Annotated in this window: 25 protein-coding genes; 17 read left to right on the top strand and 8 right to left on the bottom strand. The window is 69.9% G+C overall.

The window, feature by feature from the left end; translation table 11 throughout:
• Nucleotides 1-78: 78 nt before the first annotated feature.
• Nucleotides 79-1,491 carry a DUF1996 domain-containing protein gene (locus ACIBH4_RS28465; RefSeq protein WP_362515769.1) on the bottom strand — a complete coding sequence of 471 codons (1,413 nt, stop codon included), beginning with the start codon at nt 1,489-1,491 and terminating at the stop codon, nt 79-81.
• Between the two features lie 383 nt (nt 1,492-1,874).
• Between ACIBH4_RS28465 and ACIBH4_RS28460 the strand changes: the two genes are divergently transcribed.
• The 3 genes from ACIBH4_RS28460 (at nt 1,875) to ACIBH4_RS28450 (ending at nt 5,484) form a co-directional block, all read left to right on the top strand.
• Complete coding sequence (locus tag ACIBH4_RS28460; RefSeq protein ID WP_362515766.1) at nt 1,875-3,797, top strand: sigma-70 family RNA polymerase sigma factor; 1,923 nt, start codon at nt 1,875-1,877, stop codon at nt 3,795-3,797.
• 43 nt (nt 3,798-3,840) lie between these two features.
• On the top strand, nt 3,841-4,470 hold the full coding sequence (locus ACIBH4_RS28455; protein WP_362515762.1) for a YigZ family protein: 630 nt from the start codon (nt 3,841-3,843) through the stop codon (nt 4,468-4,470).
• Nucleotides 4,471-4,848: 378 nt separating this feature from the next.
• Complete coding sequence (locus ACIBH4_RS28450) at nt 4,849-5,484, top strand: DedA family protein (protein WP_362515758.1); 636 nt, start codon at nt 4,849-4,851, stop codon at nt 5,482-5,484.
• Between the two features lie 195 nt (nt 5,485-5,679).
• Here the strand turns inward: ACIBH4_RS28450 and ACIBH4_RS28445 are convergent, their stop codons facing one another.
• Nucleotides 5,680-6,156 (bottom strand): DUF6194 family protein, encoded by a 477-nt coding sequence (locus ACIBH4_RS28445; RefSeq protein ID WP_362515754.1) that lies wholly within the window; start codon nt 6,154-6,156, stop codon nt 5,680-5,682.
• A gap of 87 nt (nt 6,157-6,243) precedes the next feature.
• Here ACIBH4_RS28445 and ACIBH4_RS28440 point away from each other — a divergent pair, with 87 nt between their 5' ends.
• From ACIBH4_RS28440 to ACIBH4_RS28430, 3 genes are all read left to right on the top strand, one after another.
• Nucleotides 6,244-6,969: a MerR family transcriptional regulator gene (locus tag ACIBH4_RS28440; protein ID WP_362515751.1), complete on the top strand. Its 726-nt coding sequence runs from the start codon at nt 6,244-6,246 to the stop codon at nt 6,967-6,969.
• A 240-nt stretch (nt 6,970-7,209) separates the two neighbouring features.
• Nucleotides 7,210-8,313 carry a histidine kinase gene (locus ACIBH4_RS28435; protein ID WP_362515749.1) on the top strand — a complete coding sequence of 368 codons (1,104 nt, stop codon included), beginning with the start codon at nt 7,210-7,212 and terminating at the stop codon, nt 8,311-8,313.
• Nucleotides 8,304-8,948 (top strand): response regulator transcription factor, encoded by a 645-nt coding sequence (locus tag ACIBH4_RS28430; protein WP_362515747.1) that lies wholly within the window; start codon nt 8,304-8,306, stop codon nt 8,946-8,948. The genes ACIBH4_RS28435 and ACIBH4_RS28430 overlap by 10 nt, the downstream gene beginning before the upstream one ends.
• A gap of 85 nt (nt 8,949-9,033) precedes the next feature.
• On the opposite strand, the gene ACIBH4_RS28425 is transcribed toward ACIBH4_RS28430, so the two are convergent.
• The gene (locus tag ACIBH4_RS28425; protein ID WP_362515744.1) at nt 9,034-9,528 is read right to left on the bottom strand and encodes an NUDIX domain-containing protein; all 495 of its coding nucleotides are present in this window, start codon (nt 9,526-9,528) and stop codon (nt 9,034-9,036) included.
• Nucleotides 9,525-10,262, bottom strand: coding sequence for a helix-turn-helix transcriptional regulator (locus ACIBH4_RS28420; protein WP_362515741.1), 738 nt, complete (start codon nt 10,260-10,262; stop codon nt 9,525-9,527). Before ACIBH4_RS28420 ends, ACIBH4_RS28425 begins: the two co-directional genes overlap by 4 nt.
• A 170-nt stretch (nt 10,263-10,432) precedes the next feature.
• Here ACIBH4_RS28420 and ACIBH4_RS28415 point away from each other — a divergent pair, with 170 nt between their 5' ends.
• The gene (locus tag ACIBH4_RS28415) at nt 10,433-10,861 is read left to right on the top strand and encodes a hypothetical protein (protein WP_362515739.1); all 429 of its coding nucleotides are present in this window, start codon (nt 10,433-10,435) and stop codon (nt 10,859-10,861) included.
• A gap of 117 nt (nt 10,862-10,978) precedes the next feature.
• Here the strand turns inward: ACIBH4_RS28415 and ACIBH4_RS28410 are convergent, their stop codons facing one another.
• Nucleotides 10,979-11,995: a hypothetical protein gene (locus ACIBH4_RS28410; RefSeq protein WP_362515737.1), complete on the bottom strand. Its 1,017-nt coding sequence runs from the start codon at nt 11,993-11,995 to the stop codon at nt 10,979-10,981.
• 59 nt (nt 11,996-12,054) lie between these two features.
• On the opposite strand from ACIBH4_RS28410, the gene ACIBH4_RS28405 reads away from it, so the two are divergent.
• Genes ACIBH4_RS28405 through ACIBH4_RS28370 form a run of 8 tightly spaced genes read left to right on the top strand, consistent with a single transcriptional unit; the run spans nt 12,055 to nt 17,513 of the window.
• Nucleotides 12,055-12,399: a hypothetical protein gene (locus tag ACIBH4_RS28405; protein ID WP_362765991.1), complete on the top strand. Its 345-nt coding sequence runs from the start codon at nt 12,055-12,057 to the stop codon at nt 12,397-12,399.
• Nucleotides 12,396-13,034 (top strand): hypothetical protein, encoded by a 639-nt coding sequence (locus ACIBH4_RS28400; RefSeq protein ID WP_362515732.1) that lies wholly within the window; start codon nt 12,396-12,398, stop codon nt 13,032-13,034. The genes ACIBH4_RS28405 and ACIBH4_RS28400 overlap by 4 nt, the downstream gene beginning before the upstream one ends.
• Entirely contained in the window at nt 13,031-13,822 is a 792-nt protein-coding gene (locus tag ACIBH4_RS28395) for a methyltransferase (RefSeq protein WP_362765989.1), read from the top strand. The genes ACIBH4_RS28400 and ACIBH4_RS28395 overlap by 4 nt, the downstream gene beginning before the upstream one ends.
• Nucleotides 13,819-14,634 (top strand): class I SAM-dependent methyltransferase, encoded by an 816-nt coding sequence (locus tag ACIBH4_RS28390; RefSeq protein WP_362765986.1) that lies wholly within the window; start codon nt 13,819-13,821, stop codon nt 14,632-14,634. The genes ACIBH4_RS28395 and ACIBH4_RS28390 overlap by 4 nt, the downstream gene beginning before the upstream one ends.
• Nucleotides 14,631-14,942: a hypothetical protein gene (locus ACIBH4_RS28385; protein WP_362765983.1), complete on the top strand. Its 312-nt coding sequence runs from the start codon at nt 14,631-14,633 to the stop codon at nt 14,940-14,942. The genes ACIBH4_RS28390 and ACIBH4_RS28385 overlap by 4 nt, the downstream gene beginning before the upstream one ends.
• Nucleotides 14,885-15,586: a GNAT family N-acetyltransferase gene (locus tag ACIBH4_RS28380; protein WP_362765980.1), complete on the top strand. Its 702-nt coding sequence runs from the start codon at nt 14,885-14,887 to the stop codon at nt 15,584-15,586. Before ACIBH4_RS28385 ends, ACIBH4_RS28380 begins: the two co-directional genes overlap by 58 nt.
• The gene (locus tag ACIBH4_RS28375; RefSeq protein WP_362765977.1) at nt 15,583-16,692 is read left to right on the top strand and encodes an aldo/keto reductase; all 1,110 of its coding nucleotides are present in this window, start codon (nt 15,583-15,585) and stop codon (nt 16,690-16,692) included. The genes ACIBH4_RS28380 and ACIBH4_RS28375 overlap by 4 nt, the downstream gene beginning before the upstream one ends.
• Nucleotides 16,689-17,513 (top strand): endonuclease/exonuclease/phosphatase family protein, encoded by an 825-nt coding sequence (locus ACIBH4_RS28370; protein WP_362765974.1) that lies wholly within the window; start codon nt 16,689-16,691, stop codon nt 17,511-17,513. The genes ACIBH4_RS28375 and ACIBH4_RS28370 overlap by 4 nt, the downstream gene beginning before the upstream one ends.
• 78 nt (nt 17,514-17,591) lie before the next feature.
• On the opposite strand, the gene ACIBH4_RS28365 is transcribed toward ACIBH4_RS28370, so the two are convergent.
• Nucleotides 17,592-17,750 carry a hypothetical protein gene (locus ACIBH4_RS28365; RefSeq protein WP_362765972.1) on the bottom strand — a complete coding sequence of 53 codons (159 nt, stop codon included), beginning with the start codon at nt 17,748-17,750 and terminating at the stop codon, nt 17,592-17,594.
• 179 nt (nt 17,751-17,929) lie between these two features.
• Here ACIBH4_RS28365 and ACIBH4_RS28360 point away from each other — a divergent pair, with 179 nt between their 5' ends.
• Nucleotides 17,930-18,751, top strand: a complete 822-nt coding sequence (locus tag ACIBH4_RS28360) for a radical SAM protein (RefSeq protein WP_362765969.1) — start codon at nt 17,930-17,932, stop codon at nt 18,749-18,751.
• Complete coding sequence (locus tag ACIBH4_RS28355; protein WP_362765966.1) at nt 18,684-19,058, top strand: hypothetical protein; 375 nt, start codon at nt 18,684-18,686, stop codon at nt 19,056-19,058. Before ACIBH4_RS28360 ends, ACIBH4_RS28355 begins: the two co-directional genes overlap by 68 nt.
• Before the next feature lie 11 nt (nt 19,059-19,069).
• Here ACIBH4_RS28355 and ACIBH4_RS28350 read toward each other — a convergent pair whose 3' ends face one another.
• Nucleotides 19,070-19,699: a hypothetical protein gene (locus ACIBH4_RS28350; RefSeq protein ID WP_362515697.1), complete on the bottom strand. Its 630-nt coding sequence runs from the start codon at nt 19,697-19,699 to the stop codon at nt 19,070-19,072.
• A gap of 77 nt (nt 19,700-19,776) precedes the next feature.
• Nucleotides 19,777-20,331: a GNAT family N-acetyltransferase gene (locus tag ACIBH4_RS28345; RefSeq protein WP_362515695.1), complete on the bottom strand. Its 555-nt coding sequence runs from the start codon at nt 20,329-20,331 to the stop codon at nt 19,777-19,779.
• Nucleotides 20,332-20,485: the final 154 nt, after the last annotated feature.

The following is a 20,485-nucleotide window of genomic DNA, read 5'->3' as shown; positions in this document are numbered from 1 at the left end:
GTGAGGCCCGGTGTGTGGGGCCTCGCCCTGTTCAGGCCGGACGGTGTGTCTTACGCCTGAAAGCGATCACCTGTCGTCTCAGGGGGTGCCGTCGGCGCCGCACTTGACGATCGGGCGGATGCAGTCACGCACGCGGCGCTCCATCTCGGCCTCGGGCCAGGCGTTGAAGAAGTCGGCGTGCATGGTGTATCCGGGGCCCGAGGAGAGCCGGAACTTGGCCGGGTCGCCGCTGACCGGGTAGCGCAGCACCTGGCGCAGCTTGGGCACGATCACCGGGTGCGAGGTCGGGCAGGCGCCGTTGACCGGATAGGACATGTGGCTCTTGTGGTCGGGCGAGTCCAGGTCCTTGCCGTTCCAGCAGTGCGGGAAGTCCAGGTAGGACTCCAGCATCTTGCCTGCCGGGCAGTTGACGAAGTTCTTGGAGGAGCCCACCTCGCCGGCGTGCAGGCACGACCAGCGCGAGCTGCTCGTGGGGTCGTTGACACCGGTCGCCTTGGCGTTGCCGGCCACGATGCGCAGGCCCAGCGGGAGCGGCCGGGTCTGGGCCATCAGCTCGTCCTTGATGCCCTCACCCAGGTAGTAGAACGTGGTGCCGGTCGGCTCGACGGGCTTGTCGTTGCTGTAGAGGGTCGGCACCCAGTACGAGGACAGGTCGGCCTTGGGGCTGCAGGTGGTCCCGCCCTTCAGCAGGCTCTTGATGTCGGAGTCGGCGTTCGTGGAGGTGTTGCCGAAGAAGCTGTGCATGTGCGACCCGCCGGCGAGGCCCGGCATCACGATCGGGTCGTCGGGCAGCCGGTGGGTGTAGGGGCACTCGGCGAGGAACTCCGCCACCCGCACCGCGCCGGGCGGGACCGGGCCCTTGGGCAGGTTGGTGCCGGAAGCCGGCGGGGTCGCGGTGGTGGTGGGGGTCGGCCTGGTCGGGGTGGCGCTCGGGGTGGCGCTCGGCCTGGGGGTGGCGGTGCCCGAGCCGGTGCCGTAGACCTCGAACTCCCACAGCGAGACCCCGTACTGGGAGGAGCGCTTGGTGGTGTTGAGCCGGACGTAGCGGCCGGTGGCCGAGACGTTCAGGGTCTGCACGCCGCCCTTGCCCGCGGTCGTGGTGTGGATCGTCTTCCACTGGCCTCCACCGGAGGAGGTCTGGATCGTGAAGGCCGTGGCGTAGGCGTTCTCCCACTTCAGCACGATCTTCTTGATCGCCTTGGACGCGCCCAGGTCGACCTGGAGCCACTGGGGGTCACTGAAGGCGCTCGACCAGCGGGTGTTCTCCTTGCCGTCGATCGTGGCCGCGGGGGACAGGTCGCCCCTCTCGGATGAGGAGGCGGTGGCCTTGCCGCTCTGCGACAGCGGGGCCTCGGCCGCGCCGGCCGGGGTGACGCCGTTCACCAGGGAGACGCCCAGGACGGTCGCGAGGGTGCCGGCGAGCGCGAGGCGATGGACTCGCCCGCTCGATCTGCGACCGGGGGCCGTGGTGTTCGGAACGGTCTCACTCATGTGGATGAGGTCCTTAGGGGGATGGAGTTGTGGTGGACGTGATGGTCGACGGCGTCTCGGACGGACCGGCTCGTGGCCCGGCGTGTCAGCGGACAGCGGTGTCACCGTGCGCCTTCGCGGTGTCACCGTCACGAGCCTCCTTCGCCGTCACGCCCGGCGCCGGGCGTGTTCTGCTCCTGGACTGGAGACCGGCGGGGGGACGGGCGACAACAAAAAATCCCGGGGAATCTCAGGAAATCTCAGAAAAAGGACGGAGAAAATTTTTGTTGTCTCCCTGACCTGCCGCCGGTCTCCGTAGAGGGGGCTCGTTGGTCTTCCGCTATGTGGGGTTATGGAGAGAATCGTCCCTGCCTGCCGCCCGGAGCGGCGCGGGGGCGATGACCGTGGACGGCGACAGGAAGCGGAGTGCGATGCGCGGAACCGGCAGGGACGGACCCGACACGGCGATGGTGGCCGCCGCACGCGACGGGGACCAGCAGGCGTTGGACGCGCTGGTGGCCGACTCCCTCCCGCTCGTCTACAACATCGTCGGGCGAGCGCTGAACGGCCACACCGACGTCGACGACGTGGTCCAGGAGACGTTCCTCCGGGTCGTCCGCGCGCTGCCCGACCTGCGCGACCCGCAGGCCTACCGGTCCTGGCTGGTGGCCATCACCGTCCGTCAGGTGCGCGACCACGAGCAGGATCGCAGGACCACCCAGCACCGCAGGGCGGACCTCGACACCGCGGAGGAGGTGCCCGACCCCGCCTCGGACTTCGCCGCTGTGACCATCCTGAGGCTCGGGCTCACCGACCAGCGCCGCGAGGTCGCCGAGGCCACCCGCTGGCTGGACGGCGACGACCAGGCGCTCCTCGCCCTGTGGTGGCTTGAGGAGACCGGCGAGCTCGACCGCGCCGACCTCGCCGGAGCCCTCGGCCTGTCGGGGCGTCACACCGCCGTACGCGTCCAGCGGATGAAGGAGCAGGTCCAGACGGCGCGCACCATCGTGCGGGCGCTGCGCGCCGACTCCGGATGCCCCGGGCGCGACGCCCTCACCGCGAACTGGGACGGCGTCCCCAGCCCGTTGTGGCGCAAACGCTTCGCCCGGCACATCCGCGACTGCGCCGTCTGCCAGGGGCACACCGCGGGCCTGCTGCCCATCGACCGGCTGCTCAGCGGGCTGCCGCTGCTGCCCGTCCCCGTCGGCTTCGCCCTGCACCACCTCCAGGCCGCTCCCCCCGCCGTCGAGGCGGTGGCGCACGCCACCTCCCACGGCGCCGCGCACGCCCTGGAGACGACCGAGACGGCGCGGACGGGCCTGTCGGCCTCCCTGCCCTCCGCCCCGGCCGCGATCGGCGGCGCGGTGGCCGTCGTCGTCGCGGGCGTCCTGGTGTTCGGGCAGTTCACGGCTCCCGCTCCCGAGCCCGCTCCTTCGCTCGCCGTGCCCGCGCGGACGGTCTCGCCGTCGCCGCCCCCGTCGCGGACGCCGTCAGCGCGCACCGTCACCCCCTCCCCGTCCCCCGCTCCCAGCCGCAGGCAGGCCTCCCGCACGCCCACCCCCACGCCGCCCCTGCCGCCCGCGGTCGTGACCTCCTCCAGGAAGGGGGTGGGCGTGTGGAAGATGCCCGGCCTCAGCTCGGCCTTCGCGAAGTCCGGCGCGAGCTGGTACTACACCTGGTCCACGCGCCGCGAGGGCGTCACCGGTCCCAAGGCGGACGGGTTCGTCCCGATGATCTGGGGAGCGGGCAGCGTCACGCCGGAGAACCTCGCCCAGGCGAGGCGTGCCGGGCCCTATCTGCTCGCCTTCAACGAGCCCGACCTGCCCGAGCAGGCCAACATGACCGTGGAGGAGGCGCTGTCGCTCTGGCCGGAACTCATGTCCGCGGGCCGCGTGCTCGGCAGCCCCTCCGTCGCGTTCGGTGCCGACACCCCGGGTGGCTGGCTGGACCGTTTCATGTCCGGAGCCGAGGAGCGGGACTACCGCGTCGACTTCATCGCGCTGCACTGGTACGGGGCGGACTTCCGTACTCAGCCCGCGGTGAACCAGCTCAAGTCGTACATCCAGGCCGTGTACCAGCGCTACCGCAAGCCGATCTGGCTCACCGAGTATGCCCTGATCGACTTCTCGAACGGCACCCGCTATGCCAGTGACGCCCAGCAGGCCGCGTTCGTCACGGCCTCCACCAGGATGCTGGCCTCCCTGCCGTACGTGCGACGTTACGCCTGGTTCGGCCTGCCCTCCTCGGAGACCGAGCCGGGCAGCGGGTTGTTCCGCGGCGACGGGACCGCCACCCGCGCCGGCCGCGCCTTCCAGGCGGCACGCTGAGCCTCCTGTCCCTGGGCGGCACTCGGACGGATAGCCTTGCCGGGTGCCCGACCCGTACCTGACTCCGCGGGAGACCGTGGAACACGAGATCGAGATCAAGCGCTCCCGGTTCCTGTGCGCGGTCGGCCCGGTCTCCTCCGAGGAGGCGGCGAAGGAGTTCGTCGCCACCCGCAGGCGGCTGCACGGCGACGCCACGCACAACTGCTCGGCGTACGTGATCGGCGGCGACCGCCGGGTCCAGCGGGCCGACGACGACGGCGAGCCCGGCGGCACCGCGGGGACCCCGATGCTGGAGACCCTGCTGCGCCGGGGTGTCGCCGACGTGGTGGCGGTGGTCACCCGATACTTCGGCGGGGTGAAACTCGGCGCCGGAGGGCTGGTCCGCGCGTACGGTTCGTCGGTCGGTAAGACGCTGGACCTCACGCCGCTGGTCGGCATGGTGCCCGCCAGGGTCATGACCGTGACCGTGGACCACGTCAGGGCCGGGCGGCTGGAGAACGACCTGCACGCCTCGCCGTACGAGGTGAGGGAGGTCCTCTACGGTGCGGATGTCGGCTTCCGCGTCGCGGTGCGCGAGCGGGATCTTCCCGCCTTCCCCGGCTGGGTCGCGACGCTGACCGCGGGGCGCGCCGGGATCGAGCCGGGCGAGGCGGTCCACCTCAGGGACACCTGACCCGCGCCCGTCCTGTGCCTGTCGCAGGCCGGATCCGGGTGGAAGGCGGTGCCCTTTCCCCGTGAAAGCCCTCGACACGCGCCGTTCCCGTCGGCAATAAATGTGGGATGGGTCACACTCGGATGGGGGGACGGTGCCGGCCGACGGCCATGACCGCCCGTCCTCGGAAGCGGCACGGGATCCTTCCGCGCCACCGCCACTCCCGTCCTGACCGCTCGATTCCCCTCTGACGTGGGAAAACCGCGAACGACATCCGGGCGTCACGGCCGTGCGGAACTCGGCTGAGGTTTTCCGCAGCCGAGCTCCGTGGTGCACGCCAGGCGAGGAAGGCGGCGTTCCTCATCCAGACCGTACGCAGCCCTCCGTAGCCTTGTCCCTATGAGTTCACCGAATCTCGACGGAGTCGCCGGATGGGCGGTCAACCTTATGGAAACCCTGGGTGCGCCCGGGGCGGGGCTGGCGATCGCACTTGAGAACCTGTTCCCGCCCCTGCCCAGCGAGGTGATCCTGCCGCTGGCCGGGTTCACCGCGAGCAAGGGGAACATGGGGCTGTTCGACGCCGTGCTCTGGACGACCCTGGGATCGGTGGTCGGCGCGCTCGCGCTGTACGGGGTCGGAGCCCTGCTGGGCAGGGAGCGCGTGGTGTTCATCGCCTCCAAGCTGCCGCTGGTCAGTGTCTCCGACATCGAGAAGACCGAGGCGTGGTTCGCCAGGCACGGGAGGAAGACCGTCTTCTTCGGCCGGATGATCCCCATCTTCCGTAGCCTGATCTCGATTCCGGCGGGGATCGAGCGCATGCCGATCATGATCTTCACGCTCCTCACCACCCTGGGCAGTCTCATCTGGAACACGGTCTTCGTGATGGCGGGGTTCCTGCTCGGTGAGCAGTGGGAGCTGGTCGAGCAGTACATGGGGGTGGTGTCGAAGTCGGTGCTGGGCATCGTGATCCTCGCCATGATCGTTTTTATCGTGGTCAAGCTGTCCGACCGGCGCAAGGGCAGGCACCACGCGTAGTCGCGAACACTCCGATCAGGGCCTGCCCGGCGCGGGCGGGGAGCGCCCGGGATCTGTCACCCCGGGCGCTCCCCGCCTCTCCCGGCGGGCCCTTTCCCGCTCGCGACACCTTTTCCACGCGTTCCGGAGGACCGGGGGCGCCGACGAGGGAGAGCGCCGTCAAGGGACCGGAAACGGTGCGGCGGGGATCATTGATCAGGGCGATGCCGATCCGGCGCGTCGCCGGTGGCGCGAGCGGGCCAGGCCGTGAGCCGTGCGCAGCAACTCCAGGACCGCCGCCTCGGTCCGCGGCCCCGGGTTCACCACGGCCAGCCAGCCCAGCGGGCCGTAGACGGGGTGCGCCATCACGGAGTCGATCACGCTGGGGTCGGCCTCGTCCGTGGCCGCGTCGCGCGGCTGACGGCCCGTCCAGCCGACGAAGGCGTCCTTTCCCGCGAAGAGGTTCAGGCGGAAGACGCCGGGACGGTTCAGGCGCGACAGCTCATCGTCCGGATAGTCCTTCGTCACGATCGTCGCGAAGGGCTGGGTCGCCTTCGGGACCTCGCCGTCGGGCGCGTAGTAGAAGAACGTGTCACCCCAGCTGATCTCGGGTGAACCGTCGCCGGGCGCGGGCCTGAGGGTGAGAACCCCGTCGAGGCCGGTGAGGAACTCGGTGATCTCGTCGATACTCATGCGTTGTAGCGTTTCATTCATGTGGTTGTGGAGACTTTTCCCCCAACACCCCGAGGTTGAGGGGTGATAAGTCGCAAATCAGCAAATATGCGGACGGTCGATGTCGCGCGACAGGCCGGGTGCTCCGTCCAGCAGGTGCGCAATCTCGAACGCGACGGCGTTCTGCCTCCTGCGACGCGCACCGGCACGGGATACCGGATCTACGACGAGGTCCATCTGCGTTCCGCGCTCGCCTATCGGGCCCTCGCCGAGGCCACGGGGCCCGTCGAGGCCAGGAGGATCATGCGCGCGGCGCACGCGCGTCCCGCCTCGGAGGTGCTCGCCCTGCTCGACGCGGCGCACGCCAGGCTCGACACGGAACGACGGGAGCTCAGGCTGGCGAGGGAGGCCGCCGCGACGATCTCCGGAGAGACGATCTGCGACGTACGCCCCTCGGACGTCATGAGCGTCTCCGAGCTCGCCACCGCGCTCGGCGTGCGCCCCTCGACGTTGCGGCACTGGGACGCGGAGGGCCTCGTCGTACCCCGCCGGGCCTCCCCGGGAGGACCGCGGCGATACTTCCCGGACGATGTCCGGGACGCGCGGATCGTCCATCAGCTACGCCTGGCCGGCCACCGCGTCGCCCCGCTCCGGGCCCTGATGCCGGAGCTGCGGCGCACCCGCCGCTGGGACGAGGTGATGACCACGCTGGCCGCCAGGGACGCGAGCGTCGACGCCCGCTCCAGAGCCCTCCTCGACGCCGCCGCCGTGCTCAGCACGCTGATCCCGCCGGCGGGCGCCTCCCGGGAGACCGCCGTGGACGTACGAGGTTGAGTCCCGGCTTCCGGCGGGGGTGTGGTTTTCCGCAGCCGGCAAACGGCCACGTACCTCATTCCGGTCATGTCCTGATCGTTTGTAACCTCTGGGGCATGTCAGATCGGCGGGTCGAACCTACGGAAAACCTCGGAGCGCCGGGCGCGGGGCCGGTGCTCCCGCTCACCCCGACGTTCGTGGTGCTTCCGGCTGCCCCGGCCTTCGCGGGTGCCGGGCCGATCGAGCGGCGAGGGGACCGGCATGCGTCCCGCCTATGAAGGGCTGCGGCTGCTGTGCGCGGTCGTTCTCGGGACGGTCACCGCCCTGCTCGGCGTCGCCTTCCTGCTGCTCACCCTGCCGTTCGCCGGTCATCCGGCCGTGCGGAGGGCGGCCCGGTGGCTGGCCGCGCTCGAAGCCCGCCGCCTGCGCCTCGATCCCGCCGCCCTCGGACTCGACGCGGACCGCCCGGACGGGCGGGAACTGCGCTACCTGGGGGCGAGAGTGCCGGTGGGCGTACTCGGCGGTCTGGTGCTCGTCCCGCTCGCCTACTGCGTCGGGGCGGCCCTCGTCATCACCTGGTCCTGGGGAAGGGGCCTGCCGGTCGACGGCATGACACCGAGCGCGCCACTGCTCGCCTACTTCGTCCTCGCGGGAGTCGTCCTGCTGTTCCTGGAGCTGTCGGGCCTGGTGGGCGTGCACACGCTGGAGCGGCGGCTGGCCGTACGCATGCTCGGACCCGATCCCACCGAGACGCTGCGGCGCCGCATCACCGAGCTGGCCGAGAGCCGGGCGGGCGTGCTGGCGGCCGTCGACTCCGAGCGGCGCAGAATCGAACGGGACCTGCACGACGGACTGCAGCAGCGGCTGGTGGCGCTGTCCATGCTGGTCGGGCGGGCACGCAGAGGGCGGCCGGAACTGCTCGCGCAGGCACACGAGGAGGCGCAGCAGGCGCTGGCCGAGCTGCGCGAGGTGGCCTGGCGCGTCTATCCCTCAGGGCTGGACTCCTTCGGGCTCGCCAACGCGCTGGCCGGGGTGGCCGAACGCTCCGGTGTCCCGGTCAAGGTCGTCTGCGAGCCGCCCGCGCGATTGCCGACGGCGGTGGAGACGGCGTCGTACTTCGTGGTCAGCGAGGCGGTGACCAACGCGGCCAAGCACGCCCGCGCCACCGCGATCACCGTCGAGGTCCGTGAACGCGACACAATGCTCATCATGCGCGTACAGGACGATGGCGTGGGCGGGGCGAACCCCGAGGGCGGGGGCCTGTCGGGCCTGGCCCGGCGGGTGGCCGCGCTGGACGGCCGCTTCCGCGTCGACAGCCCGCCCGGCGGACCCACCACGATCATCGCGGAGATCCCGTGCGGGTGATCCTGGCCGAGGACTCGACCCTGCTGCGCGAAGGGCTGGTCCGGCTGCTGCTGGAGGAGGGCCACGAGGTCCCGGCCGCGGTCGGTGACGGTGAGGCGCTCGTCGTCGCGGTCGCCGAACACCGGCCCGACATCGTCGTCGCCGACGTGCGGATGCCGCCGACCCACACCGACGAGGGACTGCGGGCGGTGCTGGAGATCCGGCGCCGTCATCCGGGGACGCGCGTGCTGGTGTTGTCGCAGTACGTCGAGAAGCGCTACGCCACCGAGTTGATGACCGGCGACGTGGACGGGGTGGGCTACCTGCTCAAGGACCGGGTGGCCCAGGTCGCCGACTTCCTCGACGCGCTCGACCGCGTCGGCGCGGGAGGAGCGGCCTTCGATCCCGAGGTGGTACGCCAGTTGCTGGCCAGGACCACCCACGCCGACCCGCTGGGCCGCCTCACCTCCCGCGAGCGCGAGGTGCTCGACCACATGGCCCAGGGGCTGACCAACGCCTCCACCGCCGAACGGCTGCACGTCTCCCAGAGCGCCGTCGAGAAGCACGTCAACGCCATCTTCGACAAGCTCGGCCTGCTGCACGTCACCGGCTACAGCCGTCGCGTCCTGGCCGTACTGCGCTACCTGGGCTCCTGACCGGCGCGAACGTATGGGGCCTGAGCGTGTCCCCGAGCGAAGGCGAGGCCGCCGAAGCCGACCGGAAAGCGGAAGATGCGCCGACCTATTCCACGAACGGCGCTTGGCCGCTCAGTCCGATCTCGATGCGGCGCCGCAGGGCAGGGTGGACGGGATGGTCACCCAGGTCGGCGGGGGCCACCCAGCGCACCTCCTGCGCCTCGCGGGGGTCTGGCTCCATCGTGCCTCCGACCACGCAGGCCCGCAGGCAGACATTGACCGGTTGCCGCACCTCGTCGGCCCTGTCCCCATACATGTAGACGATCACATGGTCCGGAGAGGAGAAGACGCCGACGAGGCCGGTGATCTCGACTTTCAGACCGGTCTCCTCCTCGCACTCGCGGATGGCGCACTGCGCGACGGTCTCACCTTTCTTGAGGCCGCCCGTGGGGATGGTCCACAGCTCGTTGTCGGTGCGCTTCAGCAACAGCACGGCGCCTTCGTCGTTTCGGACGAACACGCTCGCGGACGGCTTGCGGCTGGTCGGCTTGGGAGCGTCAGGGTCCTGCCAGTGGTCGATCCTGCGGCTGCGCTTGCTCACAGGTCACTCTCCTCAACGGGTCGCGCACCCGCCCATACCCGCTCGTAGGACTCCAAATATGTGTTGTAGTAGGCGCCGTCGATACGGCGAATGTGCAGCGTCGGAGTGTATGCCGCCAGAATCCCGTAGACGTGCACGTTGATCAGCATCTCGTCGTCGAATCTGTAGATCGAGTTGTACAGCGGGGTGTCGTGCAGGCGGATCTCCACCGAAGGAGGCATGTTCTGCGTGTAGTGGGCCATCACCGCCGCGACCCGCCCGGCGACGCCGCCTCCGATACGGTGCTCGGCGTCGCGGTAACCGAGTTGTTTGCCCCTGGAATCTCCCAAGAGCAGCCTTACGCGGGCACCCGCGTTCGCCTTGGCGATGAGGGTGGGCATCCAGTCGGGGTGTTCCTCGGTGAGGAACAGGCCCGCGTACGCGAGCAGGTCGATCGTGCGATCGGCGCCGCGCAGTAGTTCGGTCCACAGATGGCGGGGGACATCGCTGCGCCGGGGATAAGTGACCACGAGCTCGGCGCCGGCCAACGAGGCACCGTTGACCGCGTCGGGCCAGAGATAACTTTCCTCTTCTCGAAGGATCGCGGCCACGCGGTAACGCGTCTTCGGGTACGGCACAGACTCGCCGCTCAGCCAGCGTTCGACGGTTTTGGTTGATACTTCAGCGGCCTCGGCGAGGCTCGCGATGTCGTGTCCCGCGCGGTGAAGCGCTCGGCGAAGGCGTTCGTTGACCACATTGCCGTGATGCCATCTTTCGACAACTTCTGACGTGTTCCTGGGAAGTAGTTGTCGGTAGATGTCTTGCAGTGTCGATGCGCTGTCCGGTCACCCACCGTCACCCTGAAGGAACAGTGAGGAATGGCCTTCCCCTGCACAACCGAACCATCATCCACGGAAGCCGACACATGACATCTCCACAGTCGCAAGATGCCGATGTCCCACAGGATCCCCCCACTCCTGCAGCGCTGGTCAAACAGCTTGTTGAAGCTGCTCTGAAACGCGGGCTGACCGTTAAGCAGGTCGCCACCGCGATTCTGCTTTTCTCCCGGCCACCCGATTACAGCGAAGCCGCCGGACCCGAGGATCAGGCGTTGGCCCGAACGTTTTTCGCCGGGCTGTCTCAGCTGGTCGTTCTGGTGAAGGATCGCCAGGCGTCACAGTCCGAAGGTGGGCCGGTTCGCTTGGCCTGGTACTGGTGGTGGCAGGGCGATCGTCTTGCCACCTCAGGCAGGTCCGACGAAATGGAGCGTCTCGCCGCCGCGACCGACATCGACGCGGCAGCCGACCGGATCGCTTACGTCCTGAGCCTTGATGGCGAGGCCACCACCATCTGAGTACCTGTGCGACCGGGAACAGGCCTGGGGTGCAGTGAAGAGAAGGTACGGCGACCACGAGGTGCAGCGTTGTGTCCGTCCTCGGACGGTGGTCCGTAGGTTGGATGCGGTAACTCCTCAGTTGCGCGACAACGCATCCAGGCAGGTGCGGAACTCCTCGGCATGGGCCTCTCCGGCAGGAAGTCGCAGGGCGAAGGCGTTGAGCTGGTCGGCGACACGGTTGGAATCGACGTCGGTGACGAGTTCGACGGCGCGCCGCGCCGTGTCGAGGGCGCCGTCGAGGTCGTCCTGGCCGAGCTGTGCGTCGGCGATGGCGGTCAGGCCGAGCACGGTGTCACGGGTGTAGTCGATGCCTCGACAGGCCATGCCCTCCTCCAGGAGGCGCACCGCGATATCCGGACGACCGAGCTGTACGAAGCCCGCGCCGACCTCGATCGTGTGGGAAGGCTGACGCATCCAGTAAATCCACGGCGGATCCTCGTCCGGGTCGCGGTGGCCCCAGTGGCCATCGGCGCGGAACAGCACCTCGACGGCTTGGCGGGACTCGCCTACGACTGCGTGGGCGCGGACCTGCCACGCGTCGAGCATGGCATGCACCGTGCGGGGCGCTCCGGGGCCGATGCGTTCGCGGGCGGTGTGCAACAGGTTGATCGCTGCCCGACCGTCTCCGGCATAGGTGTGCTGCATAGCCATGAGCGACAGAATGTAGGCGCCGGTCAGGGTATCGCCCCCAGCGGCGGAGGTACGCAGCCCGGCGTGCCAGTACCGTGCCGCGGCGGCGTGCCGGTCGCCGTCGAACGCGCACCAGCCGGCGAAGCGCAGCAGCTCCCCGGCCGCACCATAGAGGCGCCGCTTGATCTCTGAACGGTAGCGGCCGCCCTGCAACAGCCGGGCTATCAGCCGCAGATCGGCCTGGGCGAGGTGTAGGAAATAGTCACCGCCGACGAGGTCATCCAGGTGCCACAGCTGGTGGATACGATTCTCGACCCAGGTTGCCACCTCGGTATCCACAGTGCCGCCGCCACTGGCGTCAATGATCTTCTCTGTGGGTACAGCGGCCCAGGCGTCTGCCAGTTCGGCGGTTTCTTTCCCCGACAGCAGGAGGAATCCTCGCCGGTCGGTGTCCGCACCCATGCACCCCGCCATGATTTGTTTCGCCGTCTCAGGTATCCACGCCTGGTCCAGCTGCCCTGGTGTCGACGACTTCCAGGGACCGGGAGTTCGCGATCGCCGAACTCGCCGAGGAAGCCGTAGAGATCAGCGACGTCGGCGTGCTGGGCATCCGCATGCGCCTGACTTCCGGAGCCTGCGCGACGATCGTCGGTGACGGATACCCGGTGAACTTCCACCACGCCGAGTCGCTGCCGAACGCCTACTCCGACCTGATCCTCGCCAGCCTTCTGGTGGGGGCGGCCACCCTCGCCACCCCCGGCCACGGCTTCACCGCGGGGCACAACGTCGCCGCCTCCGACCGGGTGCTGGAGTCGTGCGCCCTGCTGGAGCGCTACTACTCGCGGTTCGGTCCGAAGCTCACATGAGGACCACCGAGCAGGGGGAGCGCTACTTCACCGCCGCTGACGCAGGAGCGATGTTCGAGCCGGGCCTGGTCACCAGCAGCACGGACCGGCGCCGCGTCTGGTACGCCATCCCCGACCCGGCTGATGCAGTACGGGTGGCGCTGACCGTCGCCCGCCGCTCCTGGCTCGACGCCGTGACGGTCGTCCCCGCCGGCGCCGCCTTGGCGCAGGCGGGCCTGGCCATGGCGTTCGGCGAGCACCTGCACGAGGTACGGCGTCGCCGCGGCCTGCACGGGGCGTGCGTGACCAGTCCCCTGCCGCCGCCCCTGCCACGCTCAGGGCTGTGCAGGTTGCCGCACCTGACCACTGTCGAAGGCCCCGACGAGACATGGCGTGACGCGGTGGTGTGGGAAGTCATGACCGCCGACCGGTTTCGTTCCTGGCTCGGCCGTGACCCGGTCAGCCTCACCACGGTCGAGGAGTGGCTGCCGAAACTGCTGGCCCTGCGCGGCGCCGTCCGCGCCGGCACCCTGCCCGACACCCCGGCGGTTCGTGCGCTGCGGCAGCTCCTGCAGACCCGCTACCTGTCGAGCCGGCTGGTGCTGGAGCACCCGTCGTTGTTCGCATCCCTACTGTCACCCAAGGAGACACGTTGACCAACAGCTGGTTTTCGACGTCCGGCGAGGACCTGTCGGCCGGGTACGCGCGGCACATGGCCACGCTGCGCGGCGCGGTACGGCACGCACTGGTCGCCCGCGCCCTGCGCACCCACCTGCCCACCGGCTCGCAGCAGGTCCTGGACGTCGGCGGCGGGGATGGCCACCAGGCCGCCCAGCTCGCCCGCATCGGCCACCAGGTGACGGTGCTCGACCCCGACCCGGCGATGCTCGCCCAAGCCCGGCAACGACTGGAGGGCGAATCCGCTCAGGTGCGGCAGCGCGTCCGGCTGGTGGAAGGCAGCGGCCACGAAGCGGCGGACCTGGTCGGCGGCGGCTACGACCTGGTGCTGTGCCACGGCGTGCTGATGTACATCGAGACCCCTGAGCCGTTCGTGGCCGACCTGGTGGCAGCGGCCCGGCCCGGCGGCCTGGTGTCGCTACTGACGAAGAACCGTGACGCGCTGGCCATGCGACCGGGCCTGGAAGGACGATGGGCTGACGCGCTGGCGGTGATGAACGCCCACGCCGAGACAGGCAACCTCGGCGTGACCAGCCGGGCGCATACCGCCGCCGACATCGACGCGATGCTGGCGAGCGCCGGAGCCTCCACCGCGGCCTGGTACGGGGTGCGGGCCTTCACCGACCACCTGGGCGACATCCCGGTCGGCGACAGCTTCGACACGCTCCTTGACGCCGAATGGGAAGCTGGACGCCGCGACCCCTACCGGCGCATCGCCCGCCTGCTGCACTTCATCGCGCAGGCAACCCCGCAGGACACTCCATGACGGCGGCTCCGCTGACCTTCGGCGACGTGTGGACGGCCGCCCGCGGGCACTGCACCCGGGGCTGCTTCGGCTACCACTCCACGTGGCGGCTCTTCCGGCAGGCCGGGCTGAAAGGCAACCCCCGCTGGCACGAGGACTTCTACCGCAAGGCCCTCACCGGCCGGAGGCCGAAACGGGCGTTGGTGTGCGGCTCCTCCGATGAGACCATGCCGCGCCTGCTCACCGAACTGCTCCCCGACGCGCGGATCGTGGTGACCGACATCTGCCGGACGCCGCTGACGCTCGTCAACGCCTGGGCCGATCGGTGCGGCCGGAACGTGACGACCATGTGGGCGAAGGCGCCGGAACTGGCCAACGTGTCCGGCCCCTTCGACATGATCATCACGGATGGGTTGTTGTCCCTGCTGCCCACCCCGGACGACCGGGACACGGCGCTCGCCCGCTTGGCCAACCTGCTGACCGACGACGGCATGCTGCTGTACACCACCCGCATCGCCGGCCCCGCAGGACGGCTGGAATACGACCTGCCCGGCCGCGCCGTTCAGGCGCTGGCCACCGCCGCCGGATGGCCCGGCCCGCCGGGCGAACGGCTATGGCTGGCCCGGCAACGACTGTGCGGCTCATCGCGGCCCGCCCCGTTCACCACCTCCACCCAGCTGCGCGACACCTTCTACACCGAATTCGCCCAAGTGCTCCTGTCCACCCATGCGGCTGCACCGACACTCGCGTTGGCCCTGCACCCGGCGTTCTGGGCCGGGCGAGGCAGCATATGTGTCGGCGTGGCCGCCACCCACCCAAGGAGTCGGCTGTGACACTGCCGATCAGCATCTCCGTCTACCGGCCGGGAACGGCCCTCGATGAGGAACTCGCCACCCTCGGCTACGCCGCCATGCGAGGCCGGCCCGATCAGCGGCCGGTGACCGCTGCACTGGTGCGGTCGCGGCTGCACCCCCCGGGAGGCGCCTTCCCCACGATCATGGTCGTGGCGCGCTCAGCCACCGGCGGCCTGGCCGGGGCGGCGGCGCTGCGCCACCCCGCCGCGCCAGGCGCACCGGCCAGGCTGTGGGGCCCGCCGTCGCCCCCGAATGGCAACGGCAAGGGCTGGGCACCCTACTGCTGAAGTACGCCGCCGATTCCCTCCCCCAGGGGATGGTCGTGCTCACCGCGGAGATCCCCGCGACCCGCGAGCACGGCTGCACGTTCTACACCCGCGCCGGGTGGCGCCCACACTCCACTGCGGCGCTGCTGAAAGCCCCCATCGCTGGCGACCTCGCCACGCTGGATGAAGACCACACGCTGGTGCGGCCGGCGGGTCCTGGCGACGCCGCAGCACTGGGCCGCCTCTACCACACGGTTCACCCCGGTCACGGGTTCGCCGTCGCACAAGACACCTACCCGCGGTGGAGCAGCGACGAGCGGTTCGTCGCCGATGGCCTGCTCGTCGTCGACGGCGACGGCTCCGGTCTGCAGGCCGCGGCCCTGGTCTATCCGCTCATCCACTCCGCCCCCGCAGAACCGGCGGAGGCGCTGCTGGCCGACGTGCTGATCCACCCTGGCGCCGACCGGGCGGCCCTGGCCGGGCCGCTGATCGCTGCGGCGCTCGCCGCAGGCGCCCGCCATGACGCCGAAGTGGCCCGCGCCATCGTCCCCACCACCCACACTGAGCTGCTGGCCGATCTGCGCGCGGCCGGTCTGGCCACGGTGGAGGAGATCCGCTACTACCAGGCGCCACTGGTGCCGCACACCGAAGGAGAATTCCTGTGACGACATCGGTCCCTGTGTCTCTGCCGAAGCGCACCCTCGGCCGGTGCGGCATCACCGTGCCCGCTGTCGGCATCGGCTGCTGGGGCATCGGCGGACCGGCCGGAAACCTCGGCCTGCCGATGGGCTGGTCCACCAGCACCTCACCGGAGGTGGCCGCCGCCGGCCTGGAAACCGCGTGGCAGATGGGCGCCCGCCTGTTCGACACTGCCGACGTCTACGGGCACGGCCGCTCTGAACGCCTGCTCGGCGACCTGGTCGCGCAGGTGCCGCGCGAGGAAATCGTGCTGGTGTCCAAGGTCGGCTACTTCGCCGGCACCGCACCGCACGGCTTCGACCCCTGGCACATGCGCCACCAGCTGGAGCAGACCCTGAACAACCTGCGCACCGGCCACCTCGACGCCTACTTCCTGCACCACTCCGACTTCGGTGAAGGTGACCGGTGGCTGGAGCCTGCGGTGGAGGCGATGCGTTCCTTCCAGCGCGAAGGGCTGATCCACGCAGTCGGCATGCGAGGTCCGCACCGGTTCGCCCGCGACCGCCTCACCGTCGCCGCCGACCAACGCGGCGACAAGATCGCCCGGTTTCAGGCGGTGTTCGACACGGTGCGCCCGGACCTGCTCGCGGTCCGCGACCACCTGCTGTCCCCGGCGGCCCGCTCCGAGGGCATCTTCGCGTTCGCCGAGAAGCACAAGGTCGGCGTGCTGATCAACAAGCCACTGGCGCAGGGCCTGCTGACCGGCGCCTACGACCCTGCGGCCATGCCGCTGATCGGTCCCGGCGACCACCGCTCGCGCAAGCGGTGGTTCACCCCTGCGGCGGTCGAGGTCATCGCCGAGGGGCTGAACGAGCTGCGCGGCCTGGTCGGGTGGCGCCGCGAGGACCTGATCCATATCGCCCTGTGGGCGTGCCTGGATCGCTATGATCAGGCGGCTGTGCTGGTCGGATTCACCACTGCGGAGCAGGTGGCGATGAACCTGTCTGCGCTGGGCGCGCCCCCGCACCCCGAGGTGATCGACCAAGCCCGCACGATCATGGGGCAGGTGCAGGCCCGCCTCGACGCCCAGGGGGAGGTCTTCACCGAGGAGACGGTGAGGGAACGCCAATGAGCGGCGACGACCGCCAGCAGCTCAGCATCCTGCAGGCGGGAGAGCACTATGCCCGCCCCGGCCAGGTGCGCGTCCTGACGCTCAACGTGCAGCACGCCAACCCCGCCCGGTCCCGGCGGCAAGCCGACTGGCTCGCCGCCCAGGACGCCGACGTCGTCGTGCTGACGGAGGTCACGCCTGGAGCACACGCCATAACTCAAGCGCTGGGCGAGCACGGGTTCAGCGTGCATCTGGGCGACGGCGGCGCGGACTATCTGACGGTCGTCGCCTCCCGCATCGGCAAACAGGAACCGGCCCCGCAGATTCGTCCCGGCCATCTGCCGCACCGGTGCGCCGCCATCCGCCTCCACCTCGACGACGGATCCAGCATCGGCGTGGTCGGCCTGTACGTGCCCTCCCGCGGTCCCCAGCAGCGCCGCAACGTCGACAAACGCCTGTTTCAAGACGCGGTGACGGAACTGTTGCCCGCCCTGGCCGACGACCTCGCGGTGACCGGCCCGATCGTCATCGCTGGAGACCTCAACGTCGTCGAGCGGGGCCACAAGCCGCATCACGCGGTGTTCGGCAACTGGGAGTACACCTTCTACGACGCGTTCGCCGCCGCCGGATACGGCGACGCGTTCCGCCGCCACCACCCCGACCTGGACGATCACTCCTGGTACGGGCGCCGCAGCGGCGAAGGCTACCGATTCGATCACCTGTTCTGCTCCCCGGTCGGCGCGGTCATCGACTGCCGCTACGTGCACGAGCCCCGCACCTCGGGGCTCAGCGACCACGCGGCGATGACCGCGACCATCACCCTGCCCACCGGCACCCCCTAACCCCTTTTTTCACCGCGCAGCCCTGAGCGCCCCCTGAGGCGCCACAGGGCGGGTTCGTCATGCCCTCATCCACGTATCTCACGTACGGAGGCTTCGTATGCCTCCCACCATCAGCGCCAGCCACAGCCTGCTCCTGGAGGCCATCGGCCGGCTCAGGCTCACCCCACTGACCCCCGCCCAGCAGCAGGCGATCCACGACATCCCCCGCAGCCAGCCCAACGCGCTGCGCGACACCATCGTCAGCCTCCTGCCCGGCCGTAACGTCGTGCTCACCGGCACGCTGGAGCGGCGCCTACTCGCTGTCAGCACCGGCCGGCGAGCCGACCATCCGCGACGTCATCGCGCACTGGCACGGCGACCTCGAGCGCGACCAGGTTCACGGCATCGGCTACGTCGGCGCGGCGCGCGGCGGCGCGATGGCCGTCGGCCGGCGCCGCACCGCGGCGGTGCCCAACCGCGACGCCGACGACTTCTTCCCCGAGCTGGACCTGCTGCAGGACACCTTCGCCCACCAGGGGGTGATGCAGTTGGAGACGACCCGCGGCTGTACCAGCCAGTGCTCGTTCTGCCCGCGCGGCCATAAAGGGATGTGGGCGGGCGGCGCCCCTGAGCAGCTGCCGTGGATGCTGGAGGCGCTGAAGGAGGAGTTCGACCGCCACCCCGACCTCTCCCGCACCCTGTACCTGGTGGACGAGGAGGCCATCGGACGCGGCGACGACGCCGTTCCGCGGGCACTAGCCGTCGCCGCCGAGATCACCAAAGCGGGTTTCAAGTGGGAGACGTCGTGCCGCATCGACCAGGTCGTCCACCCCGGCCACGACCGGGAGTGGCACATCGAGCGGGCCGAGATGTGGCGGGCTCTCGTCCGCGACGGGCTGCGCCGCATGCTGTTCGGGGTGGAGTCCGGCGTCACCTCCATCCTGCGGAGATTCAACAAGGAAACCACCGGCGAGCAGAACGCGGTCGCGATCCGCACCTTGTCGGCGCTCGGCGTGCCGACGCGCTTCACGCACATCACATTCGATCAGCTGATGAGCCTGGAAGAGCTGCACGCCACGCACGCCTTCCAGGGGCGGACGGATCTGCTGTTGCGTCCGATGCCGCACCTGAGTGCTGAGGAGATCGTCGACGGTGTCCGTAATCCGTCGTTCGTCGCCGAGCGCAGTACCGGTGTGGGTCGACCGGAACTTCGCGCTGGACTACACGCTGAAGTCCCTGGAGAAGGTGCTGGACGGTGAGCCACGCCGCGAGGTTCGTGCGGCCCGGGTCGTCATCAAGGACGCCGCGTACGCCGTCTTCACCCGCATGCTCGACCTCATCGACGAGCATCCCGGCCCGGTGCAGCTGAGGCAGCTCATCATCCGGCTGGACGCGATGCTGGACGAGCAGGTCGAGGTGCTGCGCAGCCGCATGGCCGCCACCGTGCCAGGAGTCGTCGCGGCGTTGCCATCGCAGGCCGCCGACCGGCTCGTCCACGAGCACAGCCGGTGGGCGGCCACGACAGGCTGGACATTGATCAACGCGGCTGATCCGTGTGGGACCTGAGCCGCTGCAGGTCAGGCAGGCTCAGAGATCGGCACCCAGTTGAACTCGGGGCAGTATCGGGAGTATGTGGCCAGCTTCCAGGCCGCGTACTCCCGCGTCCGGCCGGTAGCGCGCAGCAGGTGTTTGACCCAGGTGTGGGCGATCCGTTCCCGTCGGCTCATGCCGGTGTCGATCTCGTCGAGCATGCGGCACGCGACCACGAAGTCCTCCTCGGTGAGCGCCGACAGGTCGATCTCGACGCCGTCGACCTCGAAGGAGAACACCAGTCGGGTGGTGGTGAACCGGGTGAGACGCTCGCCCTTGAACGCCGCGTGCGGGGCGAGCGCCGCTGTCAGCTCCTCGCGGCCGGCGACCGGGTAGCCGATTCCCAGATCCAGATCACTGGTCTCCAGGTTGAGCTGGATCCCGAAGGAGCCGACGTCACGCGGCGTGTGCCCGGTCCAGGACTCGACAAGGCGGGCCGCCGTGGCGCGGACCCGCAGGAGTCGCTCATCCTCCGCGCGCCGTGCCTGCCAGAACGCCTCGGCTCGGCGGAACTCCTCGGCGTCGAAGGACTCGGGAACAGCCCACCCCGAGGCCAGGACGGCCTCAAGATCGAGGCTCGTCGCCGTTCCATCCGCAGAGATCGTTTGTTCGGTCATCGACCCAGCGTAGTAACAGCGGTATCGCGCGCCTCGGAAGTCCCCGCGTTTCCCATAGGGCTCCTGGCATCGGAGCCTCAGGGGCGGAGCGGGTCCTTGTCGGCGGGGGAGAGGTCGCTGGGCCAGAGCCGGTAGACGTTGAGACGCGTCTCGTAGTACTTGTCCGTCTCCCCGACCCACTGCATGCCGATGCGCTTGGCCGTCGCCGCGCCGCGGTCGTTGTTCACCCGGACGACCGCGACCAGCTCGTGGGCGCCGATGGAGAACGCCCACGCGGCCAGGGCGCGGCCGGCCTCGGTGGCGTAGCCCTTTCCCCAGGCGTCGGGGGAGAGCTGCCAGCCGATCTCGATGTCCTCCTCGTCGGGCGGCAGGTAGCGCAGGGAGAGGCCGCCGACGACCCGCTGGTCGGAGTTGCGGACGATCGCCCACCGGCCCAGCGGGGGCGTGAGGGTGCTGCGGTTACGGTCCCACGACTCCAGCGTGGCCCGCATCGCCTGCTCGCCCTCGAGCTGCGTCATCGCGGGGGAGAGCCACCGGGTGACCTCCGGGACGCCGTAGATGGCGAGGGCCTCGGCGGCGTCGTCGGGACTCCAGTCACGCACCGTGAGGCGGGCGGTGGTCAGTAGGGCCATGTTTTCCTCTCCCTGGCGAGTTGACCGGCCGTACGGCGACGAGAGGACGCCGACCTGGAGAAATATCAGTTTCTTGCTGGAAATGTCCGACGTATTGCACTTGTGAGAGTACGCCTATTCGCCGGGTAGCGGCGAGGCAGGGCGGGGATAGCCG

Origin of the sequence: Streptosporangium sp. NPDC050284 (assembly GCF_044459525.1) — a bacterium.
Lineage (GTDB): Bacteria > Actinomycetota > Actinomycetes > Streptosporangiales > Streptosporangiaceae > Streptosporangium.
The sequence above is the reverse complement of the archived record's forward strand: the minus strand, read 5'-3'. Positions and strand labels throughout refer to the sequence as shown.

Excerpts from the sequence above, each read along its gene's own strand:
- ACIBH4_RS28465 (WP_362515769.1), bottom strand. The coding sequence starts at position 1,491 with ATGAGTGAGACCGTTCCGAACACCACGGCCCCCGGTCGCAGATCGAGC.
- ACIBH4_RS28450 (WP_362515758.1), top strand. The coding sequence starts at position 4,849 with ATGAGTTCACCGAATCTCGACGGAGTCGCCGGATGGGCGGTCAACCTT.
- ACIBH4_RS28445 (WP_362515754.1), bottom strand. The coding sequence starts at position 6,156 with ATGAGTATCGACGAGATCACCGAGTTCCTCACCGGCCTCGACGGGGTT.
- ACIBH4_RS28440 (WP_362515751.1), top strand. The coding sequence starts at position 6,244 with ATGCGGACGGTCGATGTCGCGCGACAGGCCGGGTGCTCCGTCCAGCAG.
- ACIBH4_RS28435 (WP_362515749.1), top strand. The coding sequence starts at position 7,210 with ATGCGTCCCGCCTATGAAGGGCTGCGGCTGCTGTGCGCGGTCGTTCTC.
- ACIBH4_RS28415 (WP_362515739.1), top strand. The coding sequence starts at position 10,433 with ATGACATCTCCACAGTCGCAAGATGCCGATGTCCCACAGGATCCCCCC.
- ACIBH4_RS28410 (WP_362515737.1), bottom strand. The coding sequence starts at position 11,995 with ATGGGTGCGGACACCGACCGGCGAGGATTCCTCCTGCTGTCGGGGAAA.
- ACIBH4_RS28400 (WP_362515732.1), top strand. The coding sequence starts at position 12,396 with ATGAGGACCACCGAGCAGGGGGAGCGCTACTTCACCGCCGCTGACGCA.
- ACIBH4_RS28390 (WP_362765986.1), top strand. The coding sequence starts at position 13,819 with ATGACGGCGGCTCCGCTGACCTTCGGCGACGTGTGGACGGCCGCCCGC.
- ACIBH4_RS28370 (WP_362765974.1), top strand. The coding sequence starts at position 16,689 with ATGAGCGGCGACGACCGCCAGCAGCTCAGCATCCTGCAGGCGGGAGAG.
- ACIBH4_RS28365 (WP_362765972.1), bottom strand. The coding sequence starts at position 17,750 with ATGGTGTCGCGCAGCGCGTTGGGCTGGCTGCGGGGGATGTCGTGGATC.
- ACIBH4_RS28360 (WP_362765969.1), top strand. The coding sequence starts at position 17,930 with ATGGCCGTCGGCCGGCGCCGCACCGCGGCGGTGCCCAACCGCGACGCC.
- ACIBH4_RS28350 (WP_362515697.1), bottom strand. The coding sequence starts at position 19,699 with ATGACCGAACAAACGATCTCTGCGGATGGAACGGCGACGAGCCTCGAT.
- ACIBH4_RS28345 (WP_362515695.1), bottom strand. The coding sequence starts at position 20,331 with ATGGCCCTACTGACCACCGCCCGCCTCACGGTGCGTGACTGGAGTCCC.